The organism is Streptomyces sp. NBC_01429, from assembly GCF_036231945.1.
Lineage (GTDB): Bacteria > Actinomycetota > Actinomycetes > Streptomycetales > Streptomycetaceae > Streptomyces.
The window spans coordinates 186120-208222 of record NZ_CP109599.1; the positions used below are offsets into that span (position 1 = coordinate 186120).

The 22103-nt window shown below is 71.4% G+C and carries 19 protein-coding genes; 3 read left to right on the plus strand and 16 right to left on the minus strand.

The genetic code is table 11. The features are described 5' to 3' along the window. Window positions 1–34 precede the first annotated feature (34 nt). The 4 genes from OG627_RS00855 to OG627_RS00870 form a co-directional block, all read right to left on the minus strand. The gene (locus OG627_RS00855; RefSeq protein WP_329072246.1) at window positions 35–1018 is read right to left on the minus strand and encodes an Lrp/AsnC family transcriptional regulator; all 984 of its coding nucleotides are present in this window, start codon (window positions 1016–1018) and stop codon (window positions 35–37) included. A gap of 338 nt (window positions 1019–1356) precedes the next feature. Further along, window positions 1357–1572 carry a ferredoxin gene (locus OG627_RS00860; RefSeq protein ID WP_329060389.1) on the minus strand — a complete coding sequence of 72 codons (216 nt, stop codon included), beginning with the start codon at window positions 1570–1572 and terminating at the stop codon, window positions 1357–1359. Window positions 1573–1791: 219 nt separating this feature from the next. Next, the gene (locus OG627_RS00865; protein ID WP_329060391.1) at window positions 1792–2169 is read right to left on the minus strand and encodes a toxin Doc; all 378 of its coding nucleotides are present in this window, start codon (window positions 2167–2169) and stop codon (window positions 1792–1794) included. Continuing rightward, entirely contained in the window at window positions 2169–2411 is a 243-nt protein-coding gene (locus OG627_RS00870) for a hypothetical protein (RefSeq protein ID WP_329060393.1), read from the minus strand. The genes OG627_RS00865 and OG627_RS00870 overlap by 1 nt, the downstream gene beginning before the upstream one ends. Window positions 2412–2656: 245 nt before the next feature. On the opposite strand from OG627_RS00870, the gene OG627_RS00875 reads away from it, so the two are divergent. Then, the gene (locus tag OG627_RS00875) at window positions 2657–3736 is read left to right on the plus strand and encodes a LacI family DNA-binding transcriptional regulator (protein WP_329060395.1); all 1080 of its coding nucleotides are present in this window, start codon (window positions 2657–2659) and stop codon (window positions 3734–3736) included. A gap of 58 nt (window positions 3737–3794) precedes the next feature. Beyond that, window positions 3795–4457, plus strand: a complete 663-nt coding sequence (locus OG627_RS00880; RefSeq protein ID WP_329060396.1) for a ThuA domain-containing protein — start codon at window positions 3795–3797, stop codon at window positions 4455–4457. 52 nt (window positions 4458–4509) lie between these two features. Here the strand turns inward: OG627_RS00880 and OG627_RS00885 are convergent, their stop codons facing one another. The 7 genes from OG627_RS00885 to OG627_RS00915 all read right to left on the minus strand — a co-directional run bounded on the left by OG627_RS00885 (window position 4510) and on the right by OG627_RS00915 (window position 14101). Beyond that, the gene (locus tag OG627_RS00885; RefSeq protein ID WP_329060397.1) at window positions 4510–5451 is read right to left on the minus strand and encodes a carbohydrate ABC transporter permease; all 942 of its coding nucleotides are present in this window, start codon (window positions 5449–5451) and stop codon (window positions 4510–4512) included. Then, window positions 5448–6380 (minus strand): carbohydrate ABC transporter permease, encoded by a 933-nt coding sequence (locus OG627_RS00890; RefSeq protein WP_329060398.1) that lies wholly within the window; start codon window positions 6378–6380, stop codon window positions 5448–5450. The genes OG627_RS00885 and OG627_RS00890 overlap by 4 nt, the downstream gene beginning before the upstream one ends. 3 nt (window positions 6381–6383) lie before the next feature. Continuing rightward, entirely contained in the window at window positions 6384–7706 is a 1323-nt protein-coding gene (locus OG627_RS00895) for an ABC transporter substrate-binding protein (protein WP_329060399.1), read from the minus strand. A gap of 303 nt (window positions 7707–8009) precedes the next feature. Further along, window positions 8010–9068, minus strand: a complete 1059-nt coding sequence (locus OG627_RS00900; RefSeq protein WP_329072248.1) for a LacI family DNA-binding transcriptional regulator — start codon at window positions 9066–9068, stop codon at window positions 8010–8012. Between the two features lie 43 nt (window positions 9069–9111). Continuing rightward, on the minus strand, window positions 9112–11262 hold the full coding sequence (locus tag OG627_RS00905; RefSeq protein WP_329060400.1) for a glycoside hydrolase family 36 protein: 2151 nt from the start codon (window positions 11260–11262) through the stop codon (window positions 9112–9114). Beyond that, the gene (locus tag OG627_RS00910) at window positions 11259–12266 is read right to left on the minus strand and encodes a hydroxyacid dehydrogenase (protein ID WP_329060401.1); all 1008 of its coding nucleotides are present in this window, start codon (window positions 12264–12266) and stop codon (window positions 11259–11261) included. Before OG627_RS00910 ends, OG627_RS00905 begins: the two co-directional genes overlap by 4 nt. A gap of 245 nt (window positions 12267–12511) precedes the next feature. Continuing rightward, window positions 12512–14101: a glycoside hydrolase family 43 protein gene (locus tag OG627_RS00915; RefSeq protein ID WP_329060403.1), complete on the minus strand. Its 1590-nt coding sequence runs from the start codon at window positions 14099–14101 to the stop codon at window positions 12512–12514. A gap of 290 nt (window positions 14102–14391) precedes the next feature. On the opposite strand from OG627_RS00915, the gene OG627_RS00920 reads away from it, so the two are divergent. Further along, on the plus strand, window positions 14392–17343 hold the full coding sequence (locus OG627_RS00920; protein ID WP_329060405.1) for a glycoside hydrolase family 2 TIM barrel-domain containing protein: 2952 nt from the start codon (window positions 14392–14394) through the stop codon (window positions 17341–17343). A gap of 75 nt (window positions 17344–17418) precedes the next feature. On the opposite strand, the gene OG627_RS00925 is transcribed toward OG627_RS00920, so the two are convergent. From OG627_RS00925 to OG627_RS00945, 5 genes are read right to left on the minus strand one after another with little or no spacing between them, the layout of a single operon-like run. Beyond that, complete coding sequence (locus OG627_RS00925; protein WP_329060407.1) at window positions 17419–18276, minus strand: phosphogluconate dehydrogenase C-terminal domain-containing protein; 858 nt, start codon at window positions 18274–18276, stop codon at window positions 17419–17421. After that, complete coding sequence (locus OG627_RS00930; protein WP_329060408.1) at window positions 18276–19076, minus strand: sugar phosphate isomerase/epimerase family protein; 801 nt, start codon at window positions 19074–19076, stop codon at window positions 18276–18278. The genes OG627_RS00925 and OG627_RS00930 overlap by 1 nt, the downstream gene beginning before the upstream one ends. Next, complete coding sequence (locus OG627_RS00935; RefSeq protein ID WP_329060409.1) at window positions 19076–19864, minus strand: triose-phosphate isomerase family protein; 789 nt, start codon at window positions 19862–19864, stop codon at window positions 19076–19078. Before OG627_RS00935 ends, OG627_RS00930 begins: the two co-directional genes overlap by 1 nt. Continuing rightward, the gene (locus OG627_RS00940) at window positions 19864–20340 is read right to left on the minus strand and encodes a ribose-5-phosphate isomerase (RefSeq protein ID WP_329060410.1); all 477 of its coding nucleotides are present in this window, start codon (window positions 20338–20340) and stop codon (window positions 19864–19866) included. The genes OG627_RS00935 and OG627_RS00940 overlap by 1 nt, the downstream gene beginning before the upstream one ends. A gap of 26 nt (window positions 20341–20366) precedes the next feature. Next, on the minus strand, window positions 20367–22103 hold the full coding sequence (locus OG627_RS00945; protein WP_329060411.1) for a dihydroxyacetone kinase family protein: 1737 nt from the start codon (window positions 22101–22103) through the stop codon (window positions 20367–20369).

Below are 22103 nucleotides of genomic sequence, written 5' to 3' on the forward strand. Positions count from 1 at the left end.
GCGGGGCGGGTGTACGCGGGGCGGAGGGGCCGGGTCAGCCGAACTGGTCCATCCGGGTCCAGGCGTATTTGACGGTGGCCAGATGCACGGTGACATCGGAGGCGATCAGCCCCGGCAGGGCGCCGATGACCTCGACGGAGTAGCGGAACAGGTCGGCGCGGCGCGGCAGCACCATGTGGCCGACCAGGTTGAACCGGCCGGTGGCGGCGGACAGGAACTTGGTGCCCGGGTGACGCGCGAGTCCGCGGCCCGCCTCGTCGAGCCGGTCCGGCTCGACGGACAGCCACACCATGAACTCGACCTGGTAGCCGAGCAGCGCGGGATCCGCCAGGGTGCGGAAGTGCAGGACGCCGCGCGAGACCAGCCGTTCCAGGGCGCGCGACACGCTGGACTCGCTGCGCTCCAGCCGCCGGGCCAGGGTGCTGACCGGCGTCCGGCCGTCCTCGGCGAGCACGCCGGCGACCGCCTGTTCGAGTGCGGAGAGCGCTTGTGGCGCCCGGTCCCAGTCCTCGCGTTCGCAGGAGGGCGCGAGGGTGGCGGGCCGCAGGTCGGCCGCCGCCTCGTGCGGCAGCAGTCCGGTGTCCCAGAGCGCTGCGGAGGTGAAGGTACGGATGACGGCGACGCACTCCGTACTGGTGATCAGGTGCGCGCCGGGCAGGTCGTCGAAGAGCAGCCGCATCAGCTGGTCGTTGTCACCGGCGACGAAGTCCACGATCAGGTCGGCCGTACCGGTGACCACGGCCAGGAACCGCGCCTGCGGGCAGCGGGCCAGCAGCTCGGCCAGCTCCAGCCCCTTGCCCGGCCTGGCCTGCACCCGTACGAGCATGGAGGATCCGGCCCAGATCCGGTCCAGCTCCAGCGTGCCGGTCACATGCAGCAGCCGGCGCGCGCGCAGCGCCTGGTAGCGGCGTTGCGCGGTGGTCTCGCTCGCGCCCACCCACCGGGCGATCGCGCTCCACGGGGCACGGCCGTTGAGCTGGAGCGCGGCGATGACGCGGCGGTCCAGATCATCGATCATGCCTGCGTGGGCTCGGGTGGTCATGGGGCGCGACGGTAATCATCGTGTCGGCGCCCCGTCAACGAAGGAATCCCGCGTTGCCACAGGTCACAGGTGGGTTCTCCGGCAACGGACGGGTTACGGACCGGGAAAATCCGCAGATCGGGGCCTCGGCGGGGCGCGGCGGCCGGATGCTGGATCGCACCGCGGGCCGTACGAATTTCCTGGTGGCGGCGTTTTCCGGGGGCCGCGTTCTCCTCGCTGACCGTGGTCTCCCGGTGACAGCGGATTGCCGATGACCGCGGATTGCCGATGACCGCGGATTCCGGTGATCGGGCCCGCGTGGTGGCGGATCGCCGTCAGGGGCGCGGCGCTATCTCCCGCTGCCCCTGGGTGACGGTGATCGCCATCGCCGGGCAGGAGTCGGCGGCGTCGAGTACGGCGGCGTGGGGCTCGACCTCCTCGGCCAGCGGCCGGGCCCGGCCGTCCTCCAGGGCGAAGTGCTCGGGCGCCATCGCGGCGCACAGCCCCGACGCCCTGCACCGCGGCCCGTCCACGTCGATGTTCCAGCCCATCCCGTCACCACCCCACCGGCGGGATGCGCGGACCTCGGACGGCCCCGGTCGTCCGGGAGCCCCGCTCGTGATCGTCGGCGCACGGCGCGCACACCAGCCCGGTAATCATTTGATCGCACAGCGTAAAAGCCAGGTCAAGAGCCCGTCAAGAGCGCGTCAACGGCGCGCTGTCGGCGCGCCCCGCGCGGACCGGCGCGCCCCCGCCGGCGCGGCCGGTGGTCAGATGCGCCAGCCGCGGATCTGGTCCGCCGCCTGGTAGACACTCGACTTGCCCGACTGGATGGCGCGCACCAGCTCGACCAGAGCGCCGTACGGCGGGTCGATCCCCTCGCCGGACGCGTGCATGTAAGCGGCGGCGACCTGGCAGGCGAACAGGCTGTTGCGGTACGGCAGCGGCTCCAGCCGCACCAGCGTGTGGATGAGGGCGGCCGCGCGCCACGCCCCGTCGGGCTCGCTGGTGGCCGGACGCGGGATGCGGGTCTTGTGCCGGGCGACGGCGGCGACCAGCGCCGAGTAGTCGGCGACGGACACGTCCTCCGGGACCGCCTGCTCCTGGACGTCCAGGAGCCAGGCCACATCGATGTACAGCACGGGCATCAGGCGGCTTCCACCCGCCGGCTGCCGTGCGGCGCGGGTGGGACCTCGTTGGCGAACGCCTCGTCGAACTCGCCCCGGTGCTGCTCGCCCCAGGTGACCGCGTAGCGGACGAACTGGATGCGCTGCTGCTCACGCAGCGGCAGGTCGTGAACGTACTGCTTGAGCGACTTGCCCTCGGCGGCCGCGGCCGCGCGTACCGCTTCCAGCTCGTCCTCGGTGAAGCTGATGTTGAGTGATGGCATAGCCGTACGGTACCTAACAGGTACCGCGCCGGGGAAGCGGGTCGCCCCAAGACCCTCACCCGGCCCCGCCGCCGTCATCGATGCCCGTAGCAATCGTTTTCCCTCAAAGTGCTCCGGGAGCGGCCCATCCACGGGCTTGGCAGGGAGACCTCTCATAGGGAACGATGTCTACGCGACCGCGCCACCGGTGCTCCTGGGCAGGGATGCCGGACCCGCCGGACAGGTCGTCTAGCGAGGGACCGTCTGTGACCGAATCCGAACTCAACAGCCACGCCGGGCCGGGCAGACCGGCGACCGTCAAGCAGGTCGCGGCGCGGGCCGGGGTGTCCCCCGCGACGGTGTCGAGGGTCCTCGCCGGGAACTATCCGGTGGCGACCGACACCCGTCAGCGCGTGCTGCGCGTCGTGCGCGAGCTGCACTATGTCGCCAACTCGCACGCCAGGGCGCTGCGCGGTTCCGGCACTCCGCAGATCGGCTTCGTCCTCGGGGATGTGCTGGGCCAGCCGTTCGCGCTCGCCGCCACGGGGGCCGAGCGCGAGGCGGCCGCGCGCGGCCATCTGTGCATGATCGGGCTGAGCGGCCACTGCGCCGACCGTGAGCTGGCCGTGGTGCGGTCCATGCGGGAGCGCGGCGCCGCGGCGGTGATCCTGATCGGCGGGGTCGTCGAGGACCAGGTGTACCGGGACCGGATGACGGACGTCGCGCATGGGCTCGCCGCCGCCGGGTCGCGGCTGGTGCTCTGCGGCAGACCGCTGCCGGGACCGGACCTGCCGGCCACGGTCGTCGAGTACGACAACGAGGGCGGCGCCTACGCGGCGACCAGCCATCTGCTCGCCCGGGGGCACCGCGACATCCTCTATCTCGGCGGCAACCCCGCGCACACCACGACGGCGGGCCGTACGGCCGGCTACCGGCGGGCGCTCGCCGACTTCGGCGGCGGCCGGGACGCGGAGCGGATCGAGCGCGTCGACTACAACCGGCACCGGGCACGGGAGCGGGTGGCCCGGCTGCTGCGCGAAGGGCCGCCGTTCACCGCCGTGTTCGGAGAGACCGATGTCGTCGCCTCCGCCGCGATGACCGCGGTCCTCGACGCGGGCCTGCGGGTGCCGCAGGACATCTCGGTCCTCGGGTACGACGACGGCGAGCTGGCCCAGGACCTGCGGCCGCGGCTCACCACGGTCCGCGTGCCGTACGAGGAGATGGGCCGGCTCGCGGTCGGGCTGGCCCTCGGGCTCAGGGACGGCGAACACAGCGCCGACGAGCAGCACCAGCTGCTCGGGACCAGCCTCGTCCTGCGCGAGACGGTCGCCACCGCCGCCCGGTGAAAGCCGGCCCCCGGTGACCTCCACCCCGTATCCGCCCCGCACCCCTGGAGAACGAGCCATGTCCCCTCGGCCCCCGCGCCTGGTCCTGTACTCGCGGACCACCGCCTACCGTCACGCGTCGATCCCGGACGGGGTCGAGGCCGTCGAACAGCTCGCGGCCGACGAGGGGTTCGCGGTCCTCGCCACCGAGGACCCTGCCGAACTGGAGCACGCGCTCGCCCAGTGCGCGGTCGTGGTGTTCCTGTCCACGAGCGGAGAGGTCCTCACCCCCGCCGCGCGCGACGCGCTGCGGGCGCACATGACGGGTGGCGGCGGCTTCGTCGGCATCCACGCGGCGGCCTGCACGGAGTACGACTGGCCGTACTACGGGGAGTTGCTCGGCGCCCGCTTCGCCCGCCACCCCGACCTCCAGCCGGGCACGGTCGCGGTGACCGACCGCGCCCATCCGGCCACCCGCCATCTCGACGCCCGGTGGGACTTCACCGACGAGTGGTACGACTTCCGCGACACCCCCGAGGGGGTGCGGGTACTGGCCCGTGCCGACGAGTCGTCGTACGAGGGCGGTGGCATGGGCGAGGACCACCCGCTGGTGTGGTGTCACGAGCGGATGGGCGGCCGGGTGTTCTACACCGCGCTCGGCCACACCTCGGAGTCCTTCACGGACCCGGTCTTCCTGGCCCATCTGCGCGGCGGGATCCAGTACGCCGCCGGCCGGGGGTGAGACCCCCGCCCGCCGGTTTCGGCGCCGGCGCCGAAACCGGCGTCGGCGCCGCCTACTTGAGGCTGCCCAGGGTCACCCCGGAACGCCAGTAGCGCTGCATCGAGATCATCAGGACCACCATGGGGATGAGCGAGACGATCGAGCCCACCACCACGAGTCCCGTCAGGTCGACGGAGCTGTCGACCTTCACCTTCAGCCAGGAGTAGAGGCCGAGCATCACGGTCCACTTCTCACTGCTGCGCAGATAGACGAGCGGCCCGAAGAAGTTGTTCCAGGCGCCGACGAAGCCCAGCAGGAAGATGGTGGCCGCGCCCGTCGACATGAGCCGGGCACCGATCTGGAAGAAGATGTGGTACTCCCCCGCGCCGTCGATGCGGGCCGCCTCCAGCAGTTCGGGCGGGATGGCGCCCTCCGCGTACACCTTCGCGAGGTAGACGGAGAAGGCGTTGAAGAAGCCCGGCACGATGATGGCCCACGGTGTGTCGATCAGCCGCAGGTCCGTGTAGAGCAGGAAGGACGGGATGGTGAGCAGGGCGCCGGGGATCAGGAACGAGCCGATGATGCAGCCCATCAGGATGCCGCGGCCCCGGAACTCGTACATGGCCAGCCCGTAGCCGCAGGCGACGCAGATCACGGTCATGCCGATGGTGCCCGCGAAGCCGTAGAAGAGCGTGTTCCCCATCCACTTCAGGAAGATGCCGTCCTGGTAGGTGAACAGGTCGCGGAGGTTGTCCCAGAGGTGGAACTCCGAGAACCAGAGCCCGTTGGTGGTGTAGAGATCGCGCTGCCCCTTGGTCGCCGCGACCAGCAGCCACCACACGGGGGCCAGGGAGTAGAGGGCGAACAGCGCGAGTCCGACCAGGACCAGCACCTTGGTCCGCCCGGTGTGCCGGACGGCGCCTCCCTCGGTACGGCGGCGGACCACCGGTGGTTTGCCGCCGGGCGCGGCCGGGGGCGTCGCCGGTCCGGAAGCCGTGTCGATCGTCGTCGTCATGAGGTGGGCGCCTTGTTCGTGAGCCGGTAGAAGATGGCGGAGGCGATGCCGACGACGAGCGCGAGGATGATCGACAGCGCGGCGGCGTAGTTGAAGTCGCCCTGGGCGAAGGCCCAGTCGTAGATGGCCATGATCGGGGTGAAGTCCCGGGTGACCGTCTCGGGGGTCATCGAGCGGAAGAGCATCGGGTCGCTGAAGATCTGGAGCGAGCCGATGATGCTGAGCACCGTGGTGAGCACCAGCGACCGGCGGACCAGCGGCACCTTGATCGACCAGGCCATGCGCCACTCGGAGGCGCCGTCCACCCGCGCGCTGTCGAACAGTTCGCGGGGCACGGACTGCAAGGACGCGTAGAGGATGAGCATGTTGAAGCCGATGGCGCTCCACGCCATGAGGTTGCCGATCGAGACCCAGATCATCTCGCCGCTGTAGAAGTTCACATCGATCCCGAAGAAGCCGAGGATCGGGGTGAGTGGTCCGACGACGGGGCTGTAGATGTAGATCCAGATCAGGGTGGCGACGATCCCGGGGATCATGTACGGCACGAGCAGCGCGATCCGGAAGCGGCCGGCGGTGCGTGCCCTGGCCATGTCCATCAGCAGGGCCATGCCCAGGCTGGTGAGCTGGATCAGCGGAATGCTGATGGCCGCGAACAGGGCGACCCGTCCCATCGCCGACCAGAACTTGGCGTCCTCGAAGCCGCGGACGAAGTTGTCGAACCCGGTGAACTCGACGGTCTTGGCGCCGAAGCCGAGCCCCGACCCCTGCTCCGTGTAGAGGCTCTCCTTCAGGGCTATCACCACGGGCACCACGGTGAAGAGCAGGAACCCGAGGAAGAAGGGGAAGGTGAACGAGGCGCCCTTGAGGGCCATCACGCGCCGCCAGGGGAGGCGGATCCCGCGCGGTGACGCTGGTGTTTCCACGGCCATGGATCAGCCCTCGACGTTGATGTTCTTCGATTTCAGGTCCTTGACGGTGAACTTCTGCATGTGCTCCAGAGCTTGACGCATCGTCATTTTTTTGGTGACCACCTTGGCCCACTGGTCCTGGAGTTCGGCGAAGACACCGGTGTAGTTGGGGCCGACGAGCCAGGTGTCCTTCGCGCCCTCAACCGCCTTGAGGATGACCTTCTTGGCCTCGCCCTTGCGGTCGCCGAAGAGCTTGTCGGGGACCGCCGAGTCGACCCAGGGGCTCGGGTCCGGGACCGCGCCCGGCCAGTTGTACTGCTTGATGTCGTCCTGGTAGCTGGCGTCGATGCCCTCCTTGGTCGTGCTCATCCACACCGCGGCCTCCACGGCCTCCTTCGGGTGCGTGCAGCCCTTCGGTACGAGCAGCCCGGTGCCGTGGGCGGGAGCGGTGAACGAGGGGGCGTCCTTGAACTGCGGAAGGTCGACGGGCTCCCAGTCGCCGAGCGACTTCTTGTAGTTCAGCTCGTAGTTGCCGAGCTGCCACACCTGGGTGGGGAGCGAGACCATCCTGCCGGAGTCGAAGTAGTTGATCAGGGCGGGGCGGTCCATGTAGGTCTGGTTGGCGACCAGGTCGTTGTCCACGAGCCGCTGGATGACATCGGCGGCCTTGAGGGACTCCGGGGACAGGAAGTCGACCTTCCAGGTGTCCCCCTCGGTCGCGAACCAGCTGCCGCCGGCCTGCTGCACGAGGTTCTCCAGCGTCGAGGGGTCCTCGCCGGCCAGGTTCATCACGTGGATGCCGTGCTTCTTCAGCTTCTTGCCGGCCTCGATCAGATCGTCCCAGGTCTTGGGAACGGCGATGCCGTACTGGTCGTAGACCTTGCGGTTGATCACCAGGAAGCTCGGCTGGTAGCCGATCGGCACGCTGTAGTACCGGCCGCCGGCCTGCGCGCTCAGCAGCGACGCATCGTTGAAGACGCCCTTCTTCACATACGGCTCGACGTCGTCGGTGACATCGGAGAGCAGCCCCTCACCGACCAGTCCGGGAACCTGTCCGAAGCTCTTCACCAGACAGGGCACCCCCTTGCCCGAGGCCACGACATTGCGCAGGTTCGCCGCCGTACCCGGATTGTCCGCCTGCTTGACGACCTTCACCTTGACGTTGTCGTGGGTGGCGTTGAACTTGTCCGCGACGGGCTGGACGGTCTTGGGCTCGTCCCACGTCCAGTAGGTGACGGTGACGGGTCCCCGGGCCGTGGAGTCGCTCTCGCTCCCGCCACCACAGCCGGCCAGGACGACGGAAAGCACCAGGGCGGTCGCGGCAGTCACTCTGAAGTGTGTGCGCATGACACTGCTCCTCAAGGGGTTCGGGCATGGAAGAGGAAGCCGACTTCGAGATCAGCTGCGCGACTCATAGAAATCGGTCTCTACGGAAGCTAAGCGCAGACCAGCGGATGGGCAAGGTGTCGAGCAGGGAAATCTTCCGTTACATGGCCGCATTCGGGCTCCACCGGCGGCTGAGCAGCCCGGAACGGGATGCTCAGCGCCTGGACATAGCACGGGGCGCGGTTAGAAATCGATCTCTAACCGCGCCCCGCACTGTGTTCAGATGTACCGGAATGATCGCGACGTGCTCAGCACACCGCCGCGTCAGCGCCCCGGCCGCCGTGTGGAGCCGCGTACGACGATGTGCGTGCCCAGCATCTGGTGCTGGGCGTCGGGGAGTTCCTCCCGGTGCAGCGCCAGCCGTACGGCGGTACGGCCCAGCTCCTCGTGCGGGATGGAGACGGTGGTCAGGGCGGGATACAGGTCGATGGCGACCGGGATGTCGTCGTACCCGACCACCGACACGTCCTCCGGGACCCGCACACCGCCCTCCCGCAGCGCCTGGAGCACGCCCGCGGCCACCATGTCGGTGGCGGCGAAGACGGCGTCGAACGCGGCTCCTGAGGCCAGCAGACGGGCCGCGGCGCGGTAGCCGAACGACCGGGTGAACTCGCCCTCGACGATCAGCTCGGGATCCGCCTCGAAGCCCAGCGTCTCGTGGGCCCGCAGGAAGCCGTCGATCCGCTGGCCGCTGGTGGAGAGCCCCGGGACCTTGCCGACGAACGCGATCCTGCGGTGCCCCAGGCTCAGCAGATGGGTCGTCATCGCGAACGCCCCGTTCTCGTTGTCGTACTCGACAACGGTGGCGGGGACACCCTCGCCCAGCGGCGGCCGGCCCACCAGCACCAGCCGCGAGCCCGCCCGGTCCAGGGCGTGCGCGAAGTGCGTCATGCGCTCCTGGTATTCCTTGTCCTCCCAGGCGCCGCCGACCACGATCACCGCGTCGGCGCGCTGTTCGCGCATCAGCTCCACGACCGCCAGCACCCGCTGCGGATCGCCGTGTGTCGTGCAGAGCATGCACAACCGCCCCTCGGCGGACGCCTGTTCCTCGACACCGCGCGCGATGTGCGCGTAGAAGGGGCCGGTGACGTCGTCGACGACGAACGCCACGCTCTTGTTCGTCGAACCACCGAGCGCCCGGGCGTGCGCGTTGACGACGTAGTCCAGCTCGCGCATGGCGCGCAGCACCCGGGTACGGGTGGCTGCGGCCACCGGATAGGTGCCCCCCAGCACCCGCGAGACCGTCGACGCGGACACCCCGGCACGCTTGGCGACGTCCCTGACCGTCGAAGCGTCCTTACCGGACGAACCCGTCGATTTCATGTCCACGTGTGCTGTCCCCTTCACCCTGCGGTCTGCGATGCGCTCACGATAGTGGAGACGCGGCGCGCGGGAGCAGCAGCAGCCGGGCGGCGGGGGCGGCGGGCAGCACGACGCGCAGCCGGCCGGCCGTCCGGTCCAGCACCGCCTCGCCCGGCGCGGCCGTCGGGAACACCGGGACGACGTCGCTCGTACCCGCCGGAACGGGGATCTCGCGGACCGGGTCCGTGCCGCCCCTGCGCCAGAGCGCGAGCAGTGTCCGCCCGCCGGTGTCCAGCGCGAGCGCCAGCCAGTCGTCGCGCCAGCCCGGCAGTCCGAGCGGCCAGGACGGCACGGCGTCCGCCAGCGAGCCGCGGTAGCCGCCGTACGCGGTGATCGCCTCGGTGACCAGGTCGAGTTGGCGCGGCGCGAGCAGATCGAGCCGGCCGCTGAGATGGACGCGTCCCAGGAGCGCCGAGACCATGGTGAAGGCGATCTCCTCATCGCTCTGCCCGGCGTACGGATAGGCCCAGACGGCGCCCTGTTCCGGGGGTACGGCGGTGGGCGCCGCGGCGGCGATCGCGGCGATCAGCGACTCGTCCTGCTGGTCGCTGAGCGACTGCACCGGCACATGCGCGAGGGTGGCGTGGTCGATGCGCATGCCTCCCGCCGCGCACCCCTCCAGCACCATACCGGGGTGCCGGTCGTGTACGCCGTCGAGCCAGCGCAGATAGGCGCGGTTGTGCTCCAGCAGGCCGTGCCCGGGGCCGTGCGGGCCGCTGTCCGTGCCGGCGCCGATGTCGATGTTGTAGTCGAGCTTCAGATAGCCGAGGCCGAACTCGCCGACCAGCCGGTCCACGGTCTCGTCGAGATGGGCGACGGCGGCGGGGTGGCGCAGATCGAGCTGATGGCGGCCCCATTCGGTGACGCGCCGGCCGCTCCGGCGGAAGAACGCCTCGTCGGGCAGTGCCGCCGCCAACGGGCTCCGTACGCCGACGACTTCGGGCTCCAGCCACAGCCCGGGGATCATCCCCGCCGCCCGGATGGCGTCGGTGACCTCGGCGAGCCCGCCGGGGAACCGGGAGGGCGCGGGTTCCCAGGCTCCGACGGAGTCCCACCAGCCGGGCACACCGCCGGGCCCCTCCCCCGCGCGTTCGTCGTCGTACCAGCCGGCGTCGATGCAGAAGTACTCGCAGCCGGTGGCGGCGGCGGCCCGGACCAGCGGCAGCAGCTTCTCGGTGGTGGGGTCTCCCATCAGGCAGTTCATGAAGTCGTTGAAGACCACGGGGAGGGTGGTGGTGTCCGGGTGCGGGCGGCGGACCGCGCGCCGGTGCCCGGTGAGGGCCGCGATCGCGGCGTCCCGGTCGGGGGCGAGGGCGAGCGTGACGGGGACGGTGCCGAAGCTCTCGCCCGGGTCGAGCCGTACCGACCACTGGTGTTCGCGCTGGCCGGGGCCTGACAGGAACAGATAGATCTCGTCGAACCGGTCGGCGACCTCGGCGTGCCACGAACCGTTGTGCTCGATCTGCCAGGCGAGGACGCCGTCCGGGCCTTCCAGCCAGCCCATGGGCAGCTGTTCGGAGGAGGGCCACGATCCGGTGCTGGTCCGTGTGACGCGGTTCTTGGAACCGGTCTGGCCGAAGCGGGTCATGCCGGTGTCGAGCAGCCCGGCGGCGCCGAGCGGGACGCCGTTCCAGCGGAATTCGCCGCTCCACGGGTTGTCCGCCGTCCAGATCCTGACGTCCTGTTCCCAGCGTCCCGGGGCGCCGAGCAGCCCGGCGACGCCCGACAGGACGAAGGAGGACACGCTCTCCACCTCGGCCGTGCGCTCGCCCGCCGTCAGTTCGGTCCAGGTGTGGACGACCGGCAGCCCCCCGGTGCGCCGGAAGTGGGTGGCGGCGCGCAGGCCGGTCTCCGGGTCGTGGGTCCTGACGGTGAGCCGGTCGGGGTGGGCGTCATGGCCCGCGTACCGCAGTCGCCGGGAGACCGCGCCGTCGACATGGCGCTTGCCGGAGGTGCCGCTGCGGCCCTGGCCGGCCAGCTCGACCTCGACCAGCGGCAGGGCCGCGCGGCCGGGGGCGCCGTTGACGGCGAGTCGCGCGACGCCGTCAGCGCCGCAGGTGAGGTGCAGGGTGAGGGCCTCGGGCCCCCAGCGCACGATCTCGGTCGCTGTACCGGTCCCGGCGTCGGCCCCGGCCGGGGGCGTGGGCACGGTCATGCGGCGCGCTCCAGTTCGGCTCGCTCGATGCGGTGGGACAGCGGCAGGCCGTGCAGCAGCCGTTCCAGTTCCTCCACGGCGCACAGGCCGAGGCGGTGCAGTTCATTGCCCTGCGAGCCCGCTATGTGCGGGGTGAGGAAGGCGTTGGGCAGGTCGAAGAGCGGTGAGTCGGGGTTCAGCGGCTCGGGATCGGTCACATCGAGTACGGCGCTGATCCGCCCGGTACGCAGCTCCTCGACGAGCGCCGGGGTGTCGACCAGGCTGCCCCGGGCGGTGTTGATGAGCACCGCGTCCTCGGGCATCAGGGCGAGTTCGCTGCGGCCGATGAGCTTGTCCGTCTCCGCGGTGGCCGGGGCGTGGACGGTGACGATGTCGCTGGTGCGCATCAGCTCCTCCAGCCCCACCAGGGTGACCCCCAGCTCGGCGGCGCCCGCCGCGTCGACGTACGGGTCGGCCAGGGTCACCCGGAAGTCGAAGGGGCGCAGCAGCTCGATGACCCGGCGGCCGATCCTGGAGGCGCCGACCACCCCGATCCGGCGGCCGAAGTTGCCGATGTCCGGGATGACCTCGGCGAGGGTGAAGGCGCGGTCGGCGCGGTAGCGGTCGCGGGCGGCGAAGAGGTCCTTGCCCGCGAGCAGGATCATGCCGAGCGTGTACTCGGCGACGGGCAGCGCGTTGGCGTCGGCCGCCGAGGAGACGATCAGGCCCCGGTCCCAGCAGCCGGGGGTGATCAGGCCCTTGACCGATCCCGCGGTGTGCAGCACCGCCCGCAGCTTGGGTGCCGCCTCCAGTACGGCGGCGTCGATGGGCGGACAGCCCCAGCCGGTGATGAGGATCTCGGTCTCGCCGAGGACCCGGCGGACCCGGGGATCCCGGAAGTCCTCGGCCACCAGTGTGGGATCGATGTCGACCGAGGCTCGGAGCCTGGCCAGGACACCGGACGGTAGGAGCTTCGGCGGATTCTCCGCACTCATGGCGAACAACGCCAGGGGACGCTCGGGCAAGGGAAGTGGCCTCCGGCTCGGATATACGATAGCAACCGATCTCTACGCTAAGCACCTGGGCAGAGAGGGTCAATGGTGCCGCACAGCAGAAACGCCGTGCGGGAAGGGCCTCATGTGCCCGACGGGACACCATGGGGTCCTTGGATCCCACAGAGATCGGTTTCCATCGATGGTCGGTCGATACGGGAATGGATGGCTTCAGGGAGCGGTACGGCGAGTGGTGGGTCCGGGGCGCGCGGCGGCGCTCAGAGATTGGTCAGCTCGAACCAGTCGAAGTCCGCGACGGCCCGGGTGCCGCCGAGGTCCTGCGCGCACACACCGACGAACGCCCCGGTGAAACGGAGCCGGTCGCCGTAGTCGTCGGAGAGCTTGGTCGCGTCGAGGACGGGACCGATACGGAGCCACTCCTCGCCGTCGGGAGAGGCGCTGAAGCGCAGCTCCGCGCCGTCGAAGTCGGCCCGCAGCAGCAGCTCCGGCCAGTCCTCGACCTCCACTTCGCAGTCGGCGGGTTCCGTGTGGACTCCGTCGTCGGTGATGCTGAGGCCCAGGACCCGGCCGCGGCCCTCCGCGTGGGTGACCCGCAGGTAGTAGTGGGTGGTGGTGTCGTACCAGCAGATCAGCCCGGCCAGCTGGGAGAAGCGGTCGGGCCTGAAGTCCAGCGCGGTGGTGGCCCGGCAGCGTACGGAGGTCAGCCGCCGGGCGACCAGGCTCTGGGCGTGGCGCGAGTGCGGACTCTGCCGCCCGCGCAGCCGCAGCCGGCCGGGCCGCTCGGTCAGGCTGAGCCAGGAGGGGTCGGCCGGCACCCGCAGGGTGCTCCAGACCGGCCCGAGCGCGGACGCCTCGAAGTCGTCGCGGTCCGGTGTGCGGACCGGGGTCATGACGGGCGCCGAGCGCGGCGCGGGGACCGTCACACGCGGCTTGTTGTCGCCGTGGGCGAGCCGCGGCCAGCCGTCGGCGGTCCACTCGACGCGCTGGAGGCAGCTCTCCCGGCCGAGGACGCAGCGCGGCCCCTCTGGGGTGGCGACCGGCCGGGACGCGAGATGGACGAGGTACCACTCGCCGTCCGGGGTCTCGACGAGTTCGCCGTGACCGGCCTTCCGCAGCGGTGCGCCGGGGGCGTCGCGGGTGGTCAGCAGCGATCCGGCGGGGTCGAGTTCGTACGGCCCGGTCAGCGAGCGGGAACGGGCCATCAGGATGCCGTGGTTCCAGCCCGTGCCGCCCTCGGCGAGCATCAGGTAGTACCAGCCGTCGCGGCGGTAGAGGTTGGGGCCTTCGATCAGTTCGTCGTGGCGCAGCACGTTGGTGATCCCCCCGACGAGCGCGCGGGCCTCGGGGTCGTACTCCTGGAGCACGATGCCCGCGAAGGACGGCCGGTCGGGCCGGTGGTCCCACTGGAGGTTGACCAGCCAGGTGCGGCCGTCCTCGTCGTGGAAGAGGGAGGGGTCGAATCCGGAGGAGTTGAGGAAGACGGGTTCCGACCAGGGGCCTTCGATCGAGTCGGCGGTGATCAGGTAGTTGTCGACGTCCTTGTACGGGGAGCCGACGGTCCTGACGATGCTGTAGATCAGCCAGAACCGCCCGTCGTGGAAGGACAGCGAGGGCGCCCAGACGCCGCCGGAGTCCGGTATCCCGCGCAGGTCGAGCGCCTCGGCGCGGTCCAGGAGGTGTCCGGCGTGTTCCCAGTGGACCAGATCGGTCGAGCGGTGCACCGGGACCCCGGGGAACCACTCGAAGGTGGAGGTGGCGATGTAGTACTCCGCCCCGACGCGCACGATGCTGGGGTCCGGGTGGAAGCCGGGCAGCACGGGGTTGTGGAGGTGACGGTCCGAGGTCATACCGGTCCTTTTCTGTCCGGGCGCCCGCTCGCACGGATCGGGGCCGCCGCTTGCCCCCACAATCTAGAAACCGATTGCTATCGCGGTCAACGGTTCGGCCATCGTTTCAGAAACCGGTTTCTGACCATGGCCCCATCGCAGTGGCGCCTACCGCCCGGCCAACTGAATTTCCCCTGCCCAAGGGGGCGACGTGGCCGGACGCTTCACCTACTCTGCATAGAAAACGTCACCTGTACGGCCGGGTTCCACCGCGATCCGGCCGGGCTCGCCCCCGAAGGGATACCCCATCCGTGCCCAGCGACCGTTTCGACCACGCCTCTCTCGACTACGTCGAAAGCCACGCACCGGGCCAGGGGCGGCTCGCCCCCCGGGCCCGGTACACGTCGGATGCCATGGCCCTGGACCTGGACGGCGACTGGCGCTTCAGGCTCGCGCCCGCCGCGCACGCGCTCACCCCCGGATTCGAGGCCCCCGGGCACGACGACACCGGGTGGGAGCTGATCGGCGTACCGTCGAGCTGGCAGATGCGTGAGGTGGCGGACGCCCCCCGCTTCGGCGCCCCCGCCTACACCAACCAGATCTTCCCCTTCCCGGTCGACCCGCCCCGCGTCCCCGACGCCAACCCCACCGGCGAGTACCGCCGGGAGTTCGCCCTGCCCGAGCGGTGGCCGGACACCGGGCGCGCCGTGCTGCGCTTCGAGGGCGTCGACTCGGCCTTCGCCGTCTTCCTCAACGGTGTCGCGCTCGGCGACGGCAAGGGCAGCCGGCTGCCCACCGAGTTCGACGCCACCGAGGCGCTGCGGCCCGGCCGCAACGTCCTGGCCGTACGGGTCCACCAGTGGTCGGCGGGCAGCTATCTGGAGGACCAGGACATGTGGTGGATGTCCGGGATCTTCCGCTCCGTCGGTCTGCTGCACCGGCCGCTCGACGGCGTGGGCGATCTGTTCGTCCACGCCGACTACGACCACACGCGCGGCGAGGGCGTCCTGCGGGTGGACGCCGAGGCGTCCGGCCGGATCACGGTGGCCGAACTCGGTCTCGACCTCGCCGTCGGCGAGCAGGCGCGCGTCCCCGTCGAACCGTGGACCGCCGAGACGCCCCGGCTGTACGACGCGGAGCTGACCACGGCGGGCGAGCGCGTGCGGCTGCGCGTCGGGTTCCGTACGGTCGTGGTCCAGGAAGGGCTCCTCAAGGTCAACGGCACACCGATCCTGCTGCGCGGGGTGAACCGGCACGAGTGGGACCCGGACACCGGACGCACCCTGAGCGTGGAGACGATGCGCCACGACATCGAGCTGATGAAGCGGCACAACATCAACGCGGTGCGCACCAGCCACTATCCGCCGGACTCCCGGTTCCTCGACCTCTGCGACGAGCTGGGCCTGTGGGTGGTCGACGAGTGCGATCTGGAGACGCACGGCTTCTTCCTGACCGGCTGGCGGGACAACCCCAGCGCCGACCCCCGGTGGCGGGAGGCGTATCTCGACCGGATGAGCCGGATGGTCGAGCGCGACAAGAACCACGCCAGCGTCATCATGTGGTCGCTGGGCAACGAGGCCGGGACCGGGGACAATCTGCGGGCCATGGCCGACTGGTCGCACGAGCGCGACCCGGGGCGTCCGGTGCACTACGAGGGCGACTGGGACAGCGGCTACGTCGACGTGTACAGCAGGATGTACGCCGACCACGAGGAGACCGACCGGATCGGCCGCCGCGCCGAGGAGCCCACGAACGACCCGGCGCTCGACGAGCACCGCCGCGCTCTGCCGTTCATCCTGTGCGAGTACGCGCACGCCATGGGCAACGGACCGGGCGGACTGACCGAGTACCAGCGGCTGTTCGAGCAGCATCCCCGGCTCCAGGGCGGCTTCGTCTGGGAGTGGATCGACCACGGCATCCGGCGCCGCACCCCGGACGGCCGGGAGTTCTTCGCGTACGGCGGGGACTTCGGCGAGGTGGTCCACGACGGCAACTTCGTGGCCGACGGGCTGGTCTTCCCCGACCGTACGCCCTCCCCCGGGCTGCACGAGTTCAAGAAGGTCGTCGAGCCGGTGACGGTACGGATCGATCCGCACGCCCGCACCGTCTCGGTGCGCAGCACGCTGGACTTCGCGGACACCGGGAACCTGCGCTTCCACTGGCGGCTGGAGGACGAGGGTGCCGCGCGCGCCGAGGGTGAACTGGGCGTGCCCGTCGTGGGACCCGGCGGTACGGCCGTAGTGCCCTGGCCAGCGGAGCTGGCCGGGGCGAGCGGCGCGGAGGCGGCCGGGGAGCGGTGGCTGACGGTCAGCGCGCGGCTCGCCAAGGACGAGGCGTGGGCGCCCGCCGACCACGAAGTGGCCTGGGGACAGGCGCTCCTGACGCCGGCGGCGCCCGCGCCGGCGCCCGGCCGGAGCGCGCGCCCGACCGAGCGGGAGGCCCTGATCACCCTGGGCGAGGGCGTCTTCGACGCGTGGACGGGACGTCTCGTACGGATCGGGGACCTGCCCGTCGAGGGCCCGCGGCTGGACCTGTGGCGCGCTCCCACGGACAACGACCTGCGCGGCTGGAAGGGTTCGGTCGCCGATCAGTGGCGGCAGGCGGGTCTCGACCGGCTGGAGCACAAGGTGCTCTCCGTCGGGACCGGCGACGAGGGGCTGACCGTGACCACCCGGGTGGCCGCCGCCGGCACCGACGCCGCCATGACGGCGGTCTACCGCTGGAGCGCGCCCGAGGACCGGCCGGGGACGCTGCGGCTGACGCTGGAGGTCCGGCCGGTCGGCTCCTGGGACCTGCCGCTGCCGCGCCTGGGGCTGCGCGCCGCCGTACCGGGGACGCTGGACACGGTCGGCTGGTTCGGCGGCGGACCGTACGAGGCGTATCCCGACACCCGCGCCGCCGCCAGGATCGGCCGGTTCACGGCGCGGCTGGACGACCTCCAGACCCCGTATCTCTTCCCTCAGGAGAACGGCAGCAGGACCGATGTCCGCTGGGCGCTGCTGACGGACCGGGCGGGCGGCGCGGGGCTGCGGATCAGCGGGCCGGTACCGTTCGCCCTCACCGCGCGCCCGTGGACCAGCGAGGACCTGGACGCGGCGCGCCACCCCACGGATCTGGTGCGCCGTGACACCGTCCAGCTGACGCTGGACGCCGCGCTCCAGGGCATCGGCAGCGCGTCGTGCGGCCCGGGGGTGCTGCCCGAGTACCGGCTGTTCGCCGGTCCCGCCACCTTCACCCTCGACTGGGAGACGGTCACGGACTGACCGGCGTCCCCGCGTACGCGTGCGGCCTCCCCGGAGCGTTTCCGGGGAGGCCGCACGTCGCGGGCGGGAGCCGCGTCAGCGCTTGATCTCCTTGATCCGCAGCATGCGCGTGATGACCTTGTCCAGCTCGTCGTCCTCGAAGACCTTCTTCCAGTCGTCCTTGACGATCGACTCACGGCCGTAGTCCATGGCGATCAGGCAGGCGTCCGAGAACGGGTTGTCGCCCTTGAGGGTGTTGGCGAGCGCGACCTGCGTGTGGCCGAGGAGCATCGCGCGGGCGGCGGCCTCCGGAACACCGACGGTGTGGACCGTCTCGTGCAGGGCCTCGGTGAGCAGCGCGCCGACCATGCAGGCGATCGTCTCGACGAGCGTGGGCTCCAGGACGGCGAGCTGCTTGACGGTCACCCAGTGCACGTCCACGACGGGCGCGTACATGGTGCGGATGACGGCCTCGGCCAGCTCCTGGACGGCCGGGTCCGGGCCCTCGAAGGAGGCGACGACCTCCTGGGGCGCGGCGATGCCGCCGAAGGTGTCCGCGTACTCCTCCTTGGTGGTGCGCTCCAGGAAGACCGAGGGGTGGCAGGGGTGCGCCACCGCGTTGTGCACGTCGTCGCGGCGGGTCAGCAGACCGGCGTAGGCGGCGGCGGGGTCGAGGGTGAGCAGCACCGCGCCGGGCTTGAGCAGCGGGACGAGCGCCTCGGAGACCTTGCCGAGGACGATGTCGGGCACGGCGAGGATGAGCACGTCGGCCTGGCCGGCGGCCTCCGCCGAGTCGGTCAGCTCGCGGCCGAGTCCGCGGATCAGCTCCTGGCCCTGGGGCGAGTTCTCGGAGAACAGCACCCGGAAGTCGCTCTTGACGAGGTTGTTGGAGACGCGCTGGCCCATCTTGCCAGCGGCGCCGATGACGGCGACGGTCTTGTTCTCGGTGGCCATTACTTGCTCCTCTGAAGTGTGCTGATGCAGTGCCGGGTCCACTGGTCCTCGATCCCGGCAGTGGTGTCGAATCCGTCGTCCTGCCAGGGAAGCCAGTGCTCGACGATCTGGTTGATGCCGCGCTGCTCCGGCCGTACGGTCTCCACCAGGTGGGCGTAGTCGAGGAGGCCCTCGCCGAGCGGGCAGCCGGCGTAGGTGAAGCCGACCCAGCCGTCCCTGCGGGTGAAGGCGAAGTCCTTGACGTGGATGTTGACGACGTACGGCGCGGTGGCGGCGACGACGTCCTTGGGGCGTTCCAGCCGGGCGACGCAGTTGCCGGGGTCGAGCACGACGCCCAGGTGGGGGCTGTCGACGGCGCGGACGGCGGTGAGCAGGTCGTCGGTGGCGACCTGCTCGTAGGTCTCCAGGCCGAGCGTGACTCCCCGGGCGGCGTATTCGGGGACGCTCGCGCGCAGCAGCTCCGTCGCCTCGGCGGCGTCGGGGCGGTGGTCGGCGGTGTTGAACATCGAGCGGACGAGGGTGACGCCGAGCTTGTCCGCGAGGTCGAGATAGGTGGCGAGGTGGTCCTGACGGATGCCGCGGGTGCCGAGTTCCAGGGCGATGTCCAGGTCCTCGGCGGTGCGGCGGATGTCCGCGAGGCGGGCGTCGCCGAAGGTCTCGATCAGCGGGTAGTCGCAGATCTGGAAGACGTCACCGCCCAGCTCCCGGGTGTTGTGGAGCATCTGCTCGACGGTGAGGGGCCGGGGCGCGCGGGAGGAGACGCGCCAGAAGTACGCGTAGGTGCTCAGTCCGTACGCCATCAGGCGTCCTCCTTCTCGGCGGCCCGGTCGCTCATCTCGTCGAGGATGCGCTCGACGGCGTGCGGGTCGTGGGCGAAACGCCCGAGGAACAGTCCGTCGACTCCGGGGCCGAGGCGGCCGAGGAGTCCGGGTCCCGCGCTGCCGCCGTAGATCACGCGGCTTCCGGCGTACCGCGGGCGCTCGGCGAGCCAGGCGCCGAGGGCCGCGCAGACGGTGCCGATGTGCTCCGGGGAGGCGGGTTCCGGTGCGCCGATGGCCCACTGGGGTTCGTAGGCGACGACGATCTCGCCGTCCGCTCCGCCGTCGTGCGCGGCGGTGGCCAGGACGCGGTCCAGCTCGGCGACGGTGCGTGCCGCGGCCTCGGCCGGGCCGACCCGGTCGAGTTCGCCGACGCAGAGCACGGGGGCGAGCCCGTTGCGCAGCGCGGCGGCGGTCTTGGCGGCGACCACCGTGTCCCCCTCGCCGAAGAGGCGGCGCCGCTCGGCGTGGCCGACCTCGGCGTAGGAGCAGCCGATCTCCTTGAGGTACGGGCCGGAGACCTCGCCGGTGAAGGGTCCCCGGTCGTCCGTGGCGAGGTCCTGTGCGCCGAACCGTACGCCCGTACCGGCGAGGACGGAGCCGAGCGGGACGATCGCGGGGAACGCGGGCAGCACGAACACCTCGGTGAGGCCACCGGTGACGGCCGGGTGCCCGGCGGCGATCTCACCGATGCGGCGCGCCCAGTTGAGGGTCTCGTGATGTCCGAAGTACATCTTCAGGCTCACCCCGAGCAGGGTGGGAGCAGACATCAGGCGGCGGCTTCCTCGTCGGTCTCGTAGTCGTTCATCAGCTGGACCTTGGCGGCGGAGGCGGAGGACTCGTCGAAGCGGTAGGTCAGCCACTCGGCGGCCAGCCTGCGGGCCAGCTCCACGCCGACGACGCGCTGTCCGAAGGTGAGGACCTGGGCGTTGTTGGAGAGGACCGCCCGCTCGACGGAGAAGGAGTCGTGGGCGGTGACGGCCCTGATCCCCTTGACCTTGTTGGCGGCGATCGCCACGCCGAGGCCGGTTCCGCAGACGAGCAGGGCGCGGTCGGCCTCGCCGCGCGCGACCATCTCGGCGGCGGCGATGGCGATGGTCGGGTAGGCGGTGTGGCCGTCGGCGTCCACGCCGACATCCGTGACGGAGGCGACCAGTTCGTTCGCGCCCAGGTCCTTCTTGAGTATTTCCTTGTAGTCGTAGCCGGCGTCGTCCGAGCCGACGACGATCCGCAGCTTGTCGCTCATGGGGGGTGCTCCTCGGTGGGTGGGTGTCAGTGGCCGGTGGGCGCGGCAAGTACGCCGTGCACGGCGCGGACGATCAGGGCCAGGGAGTGGGCGCCGGCGTCCGGGGTGCCCAGGGACCGTTCGACGTGCGGCCGGGCGCGGCCGATGCGCGGTACGAGGTCGGCGGTGGCCTTCGCCGCGGCCTCGGCGGCGGTGGCGGCGCGGTCCCAGGCCGGGGCGAGGGCCGCACCTTCGGCGGTGGCGGTGGCGAGGGTCTCGGCGAAGGGGACGAGGACGTCGACCATCGTCTTGTCGCCGACCTCGGCGCCGCCGAGCCGCCGTACGGCGGCGGACGCCTCGCCGACACCGTCGGAGACGGTGCGGGCGGTGGGCTTGTCGGTGTCGCCGAGCGCGGCGGCGACGGCGTTCAGGAGCACTCCCCACAGCGCGCCGGAGGTGCCGCCCGCCCGGTCGGACCAGGCGTCGGCGGCGGCGCCGACGGTCGTACCGGCGCCGGCGCCGGCCTCGACGGCCCCGACGGCGGCGCGGTGGGCGGCCCCGGAGCCGCGGCTCATGCCGATGCCGTGGTCGCCGTCCCCGGCGACGGCGTCGATCCGGCCGAGTTCCTCGGCGTTCTCCTCGACCGTGTCGCGGATCGCCGTCAGCGCGGCGAGCGCGGTGCGGGCGGCCGTGCGGGAGGCGTCGGTGGCGGCGGGTACGGCCTCGGCCGCCTCCTCGGTCTGCTCGGCGGCGCCGGCCCGGCCGGCGCTCGCGCGGGCCTCGCCCTTGCGGTAGGCGGGGGTGTCGGCCCCGGCGGTCCACAGGGTTTCGAGTTCCTCGTCGAGCCAGCACAGGGTGAGTGACACACCGGCCATGTCGAAGCTGGTGACCAGTTCGCCGACCTCGGGGTCGACCGTCTCGACGCCCGCCTCGGACAGCAGTTGGGCGACCTGCCGGTAGACGACGAAGAGTTCCTCGTACTTGACGTTGCCGAGGCCGTTGAGGATGACGGCGGCGCGCTGTCCGCTCGCCCCGTTCACGCCCTCGGGCAGTTCGGCCAGCAGGGAGGAGACCAGCAGTTCGGCGGCCTCGTCGGCGCTGGGCACCTCGCTCTCGCCGATCCCGGGCTCGCCGTGGATACCGAGGCCGACGGCCATCCGGCCCTCGGGCACGGTGAACAGCGGGTGGTCGGCGCCGGGGAGCGTACATCCGCTGAAGGCGATCCCGAAGGAGCGGGTGCGGGCGTTGGCGTGCCGGGCGACCCGTACCACTTCCTCCAGGGAGCGGCCCTCTTCCGCCGCCGCGGCGGCGGCCTTGAACACCGGGAGGTCACCGGCGATACCGCGCCGCTTGTCCAGGTCCTCGGCGCTCGCGCTGGAGATGTCGTCGGTGACCGCGACACAGCGGGTCTCGACGCCCTCCGCGTTCAGCTGCTCGGCCGCCTGCCCGAAGTGCAGCACGTCGCCCGCGTAGTTGCCGTACATCAGCAGCACGCCGCCGCCGGTGTGGGCGCTCTTCGCGACGGTACGGATCTGCCGGGCGGACGGCGAGGCGAAGACGTTGCCGACGGCCGCGCCGTGGGCGAGGCCGGGGCCGACCAGCCCGGAGAAGGCCGGGTAGTGGCCCGATCCGCCGCCGATCACGACGGCGACCTGCCCGGGGGCGGCCGGTACGGACCGTACGACACCGCCGGACACCGGCCGCACCCAGCGGCGGTGGGCCAGGGCGAAGCCCTCCAGCGCCTCGTCGGCGAAGGCGGCGGGGTCGTTGAACAAGCGGGTCAT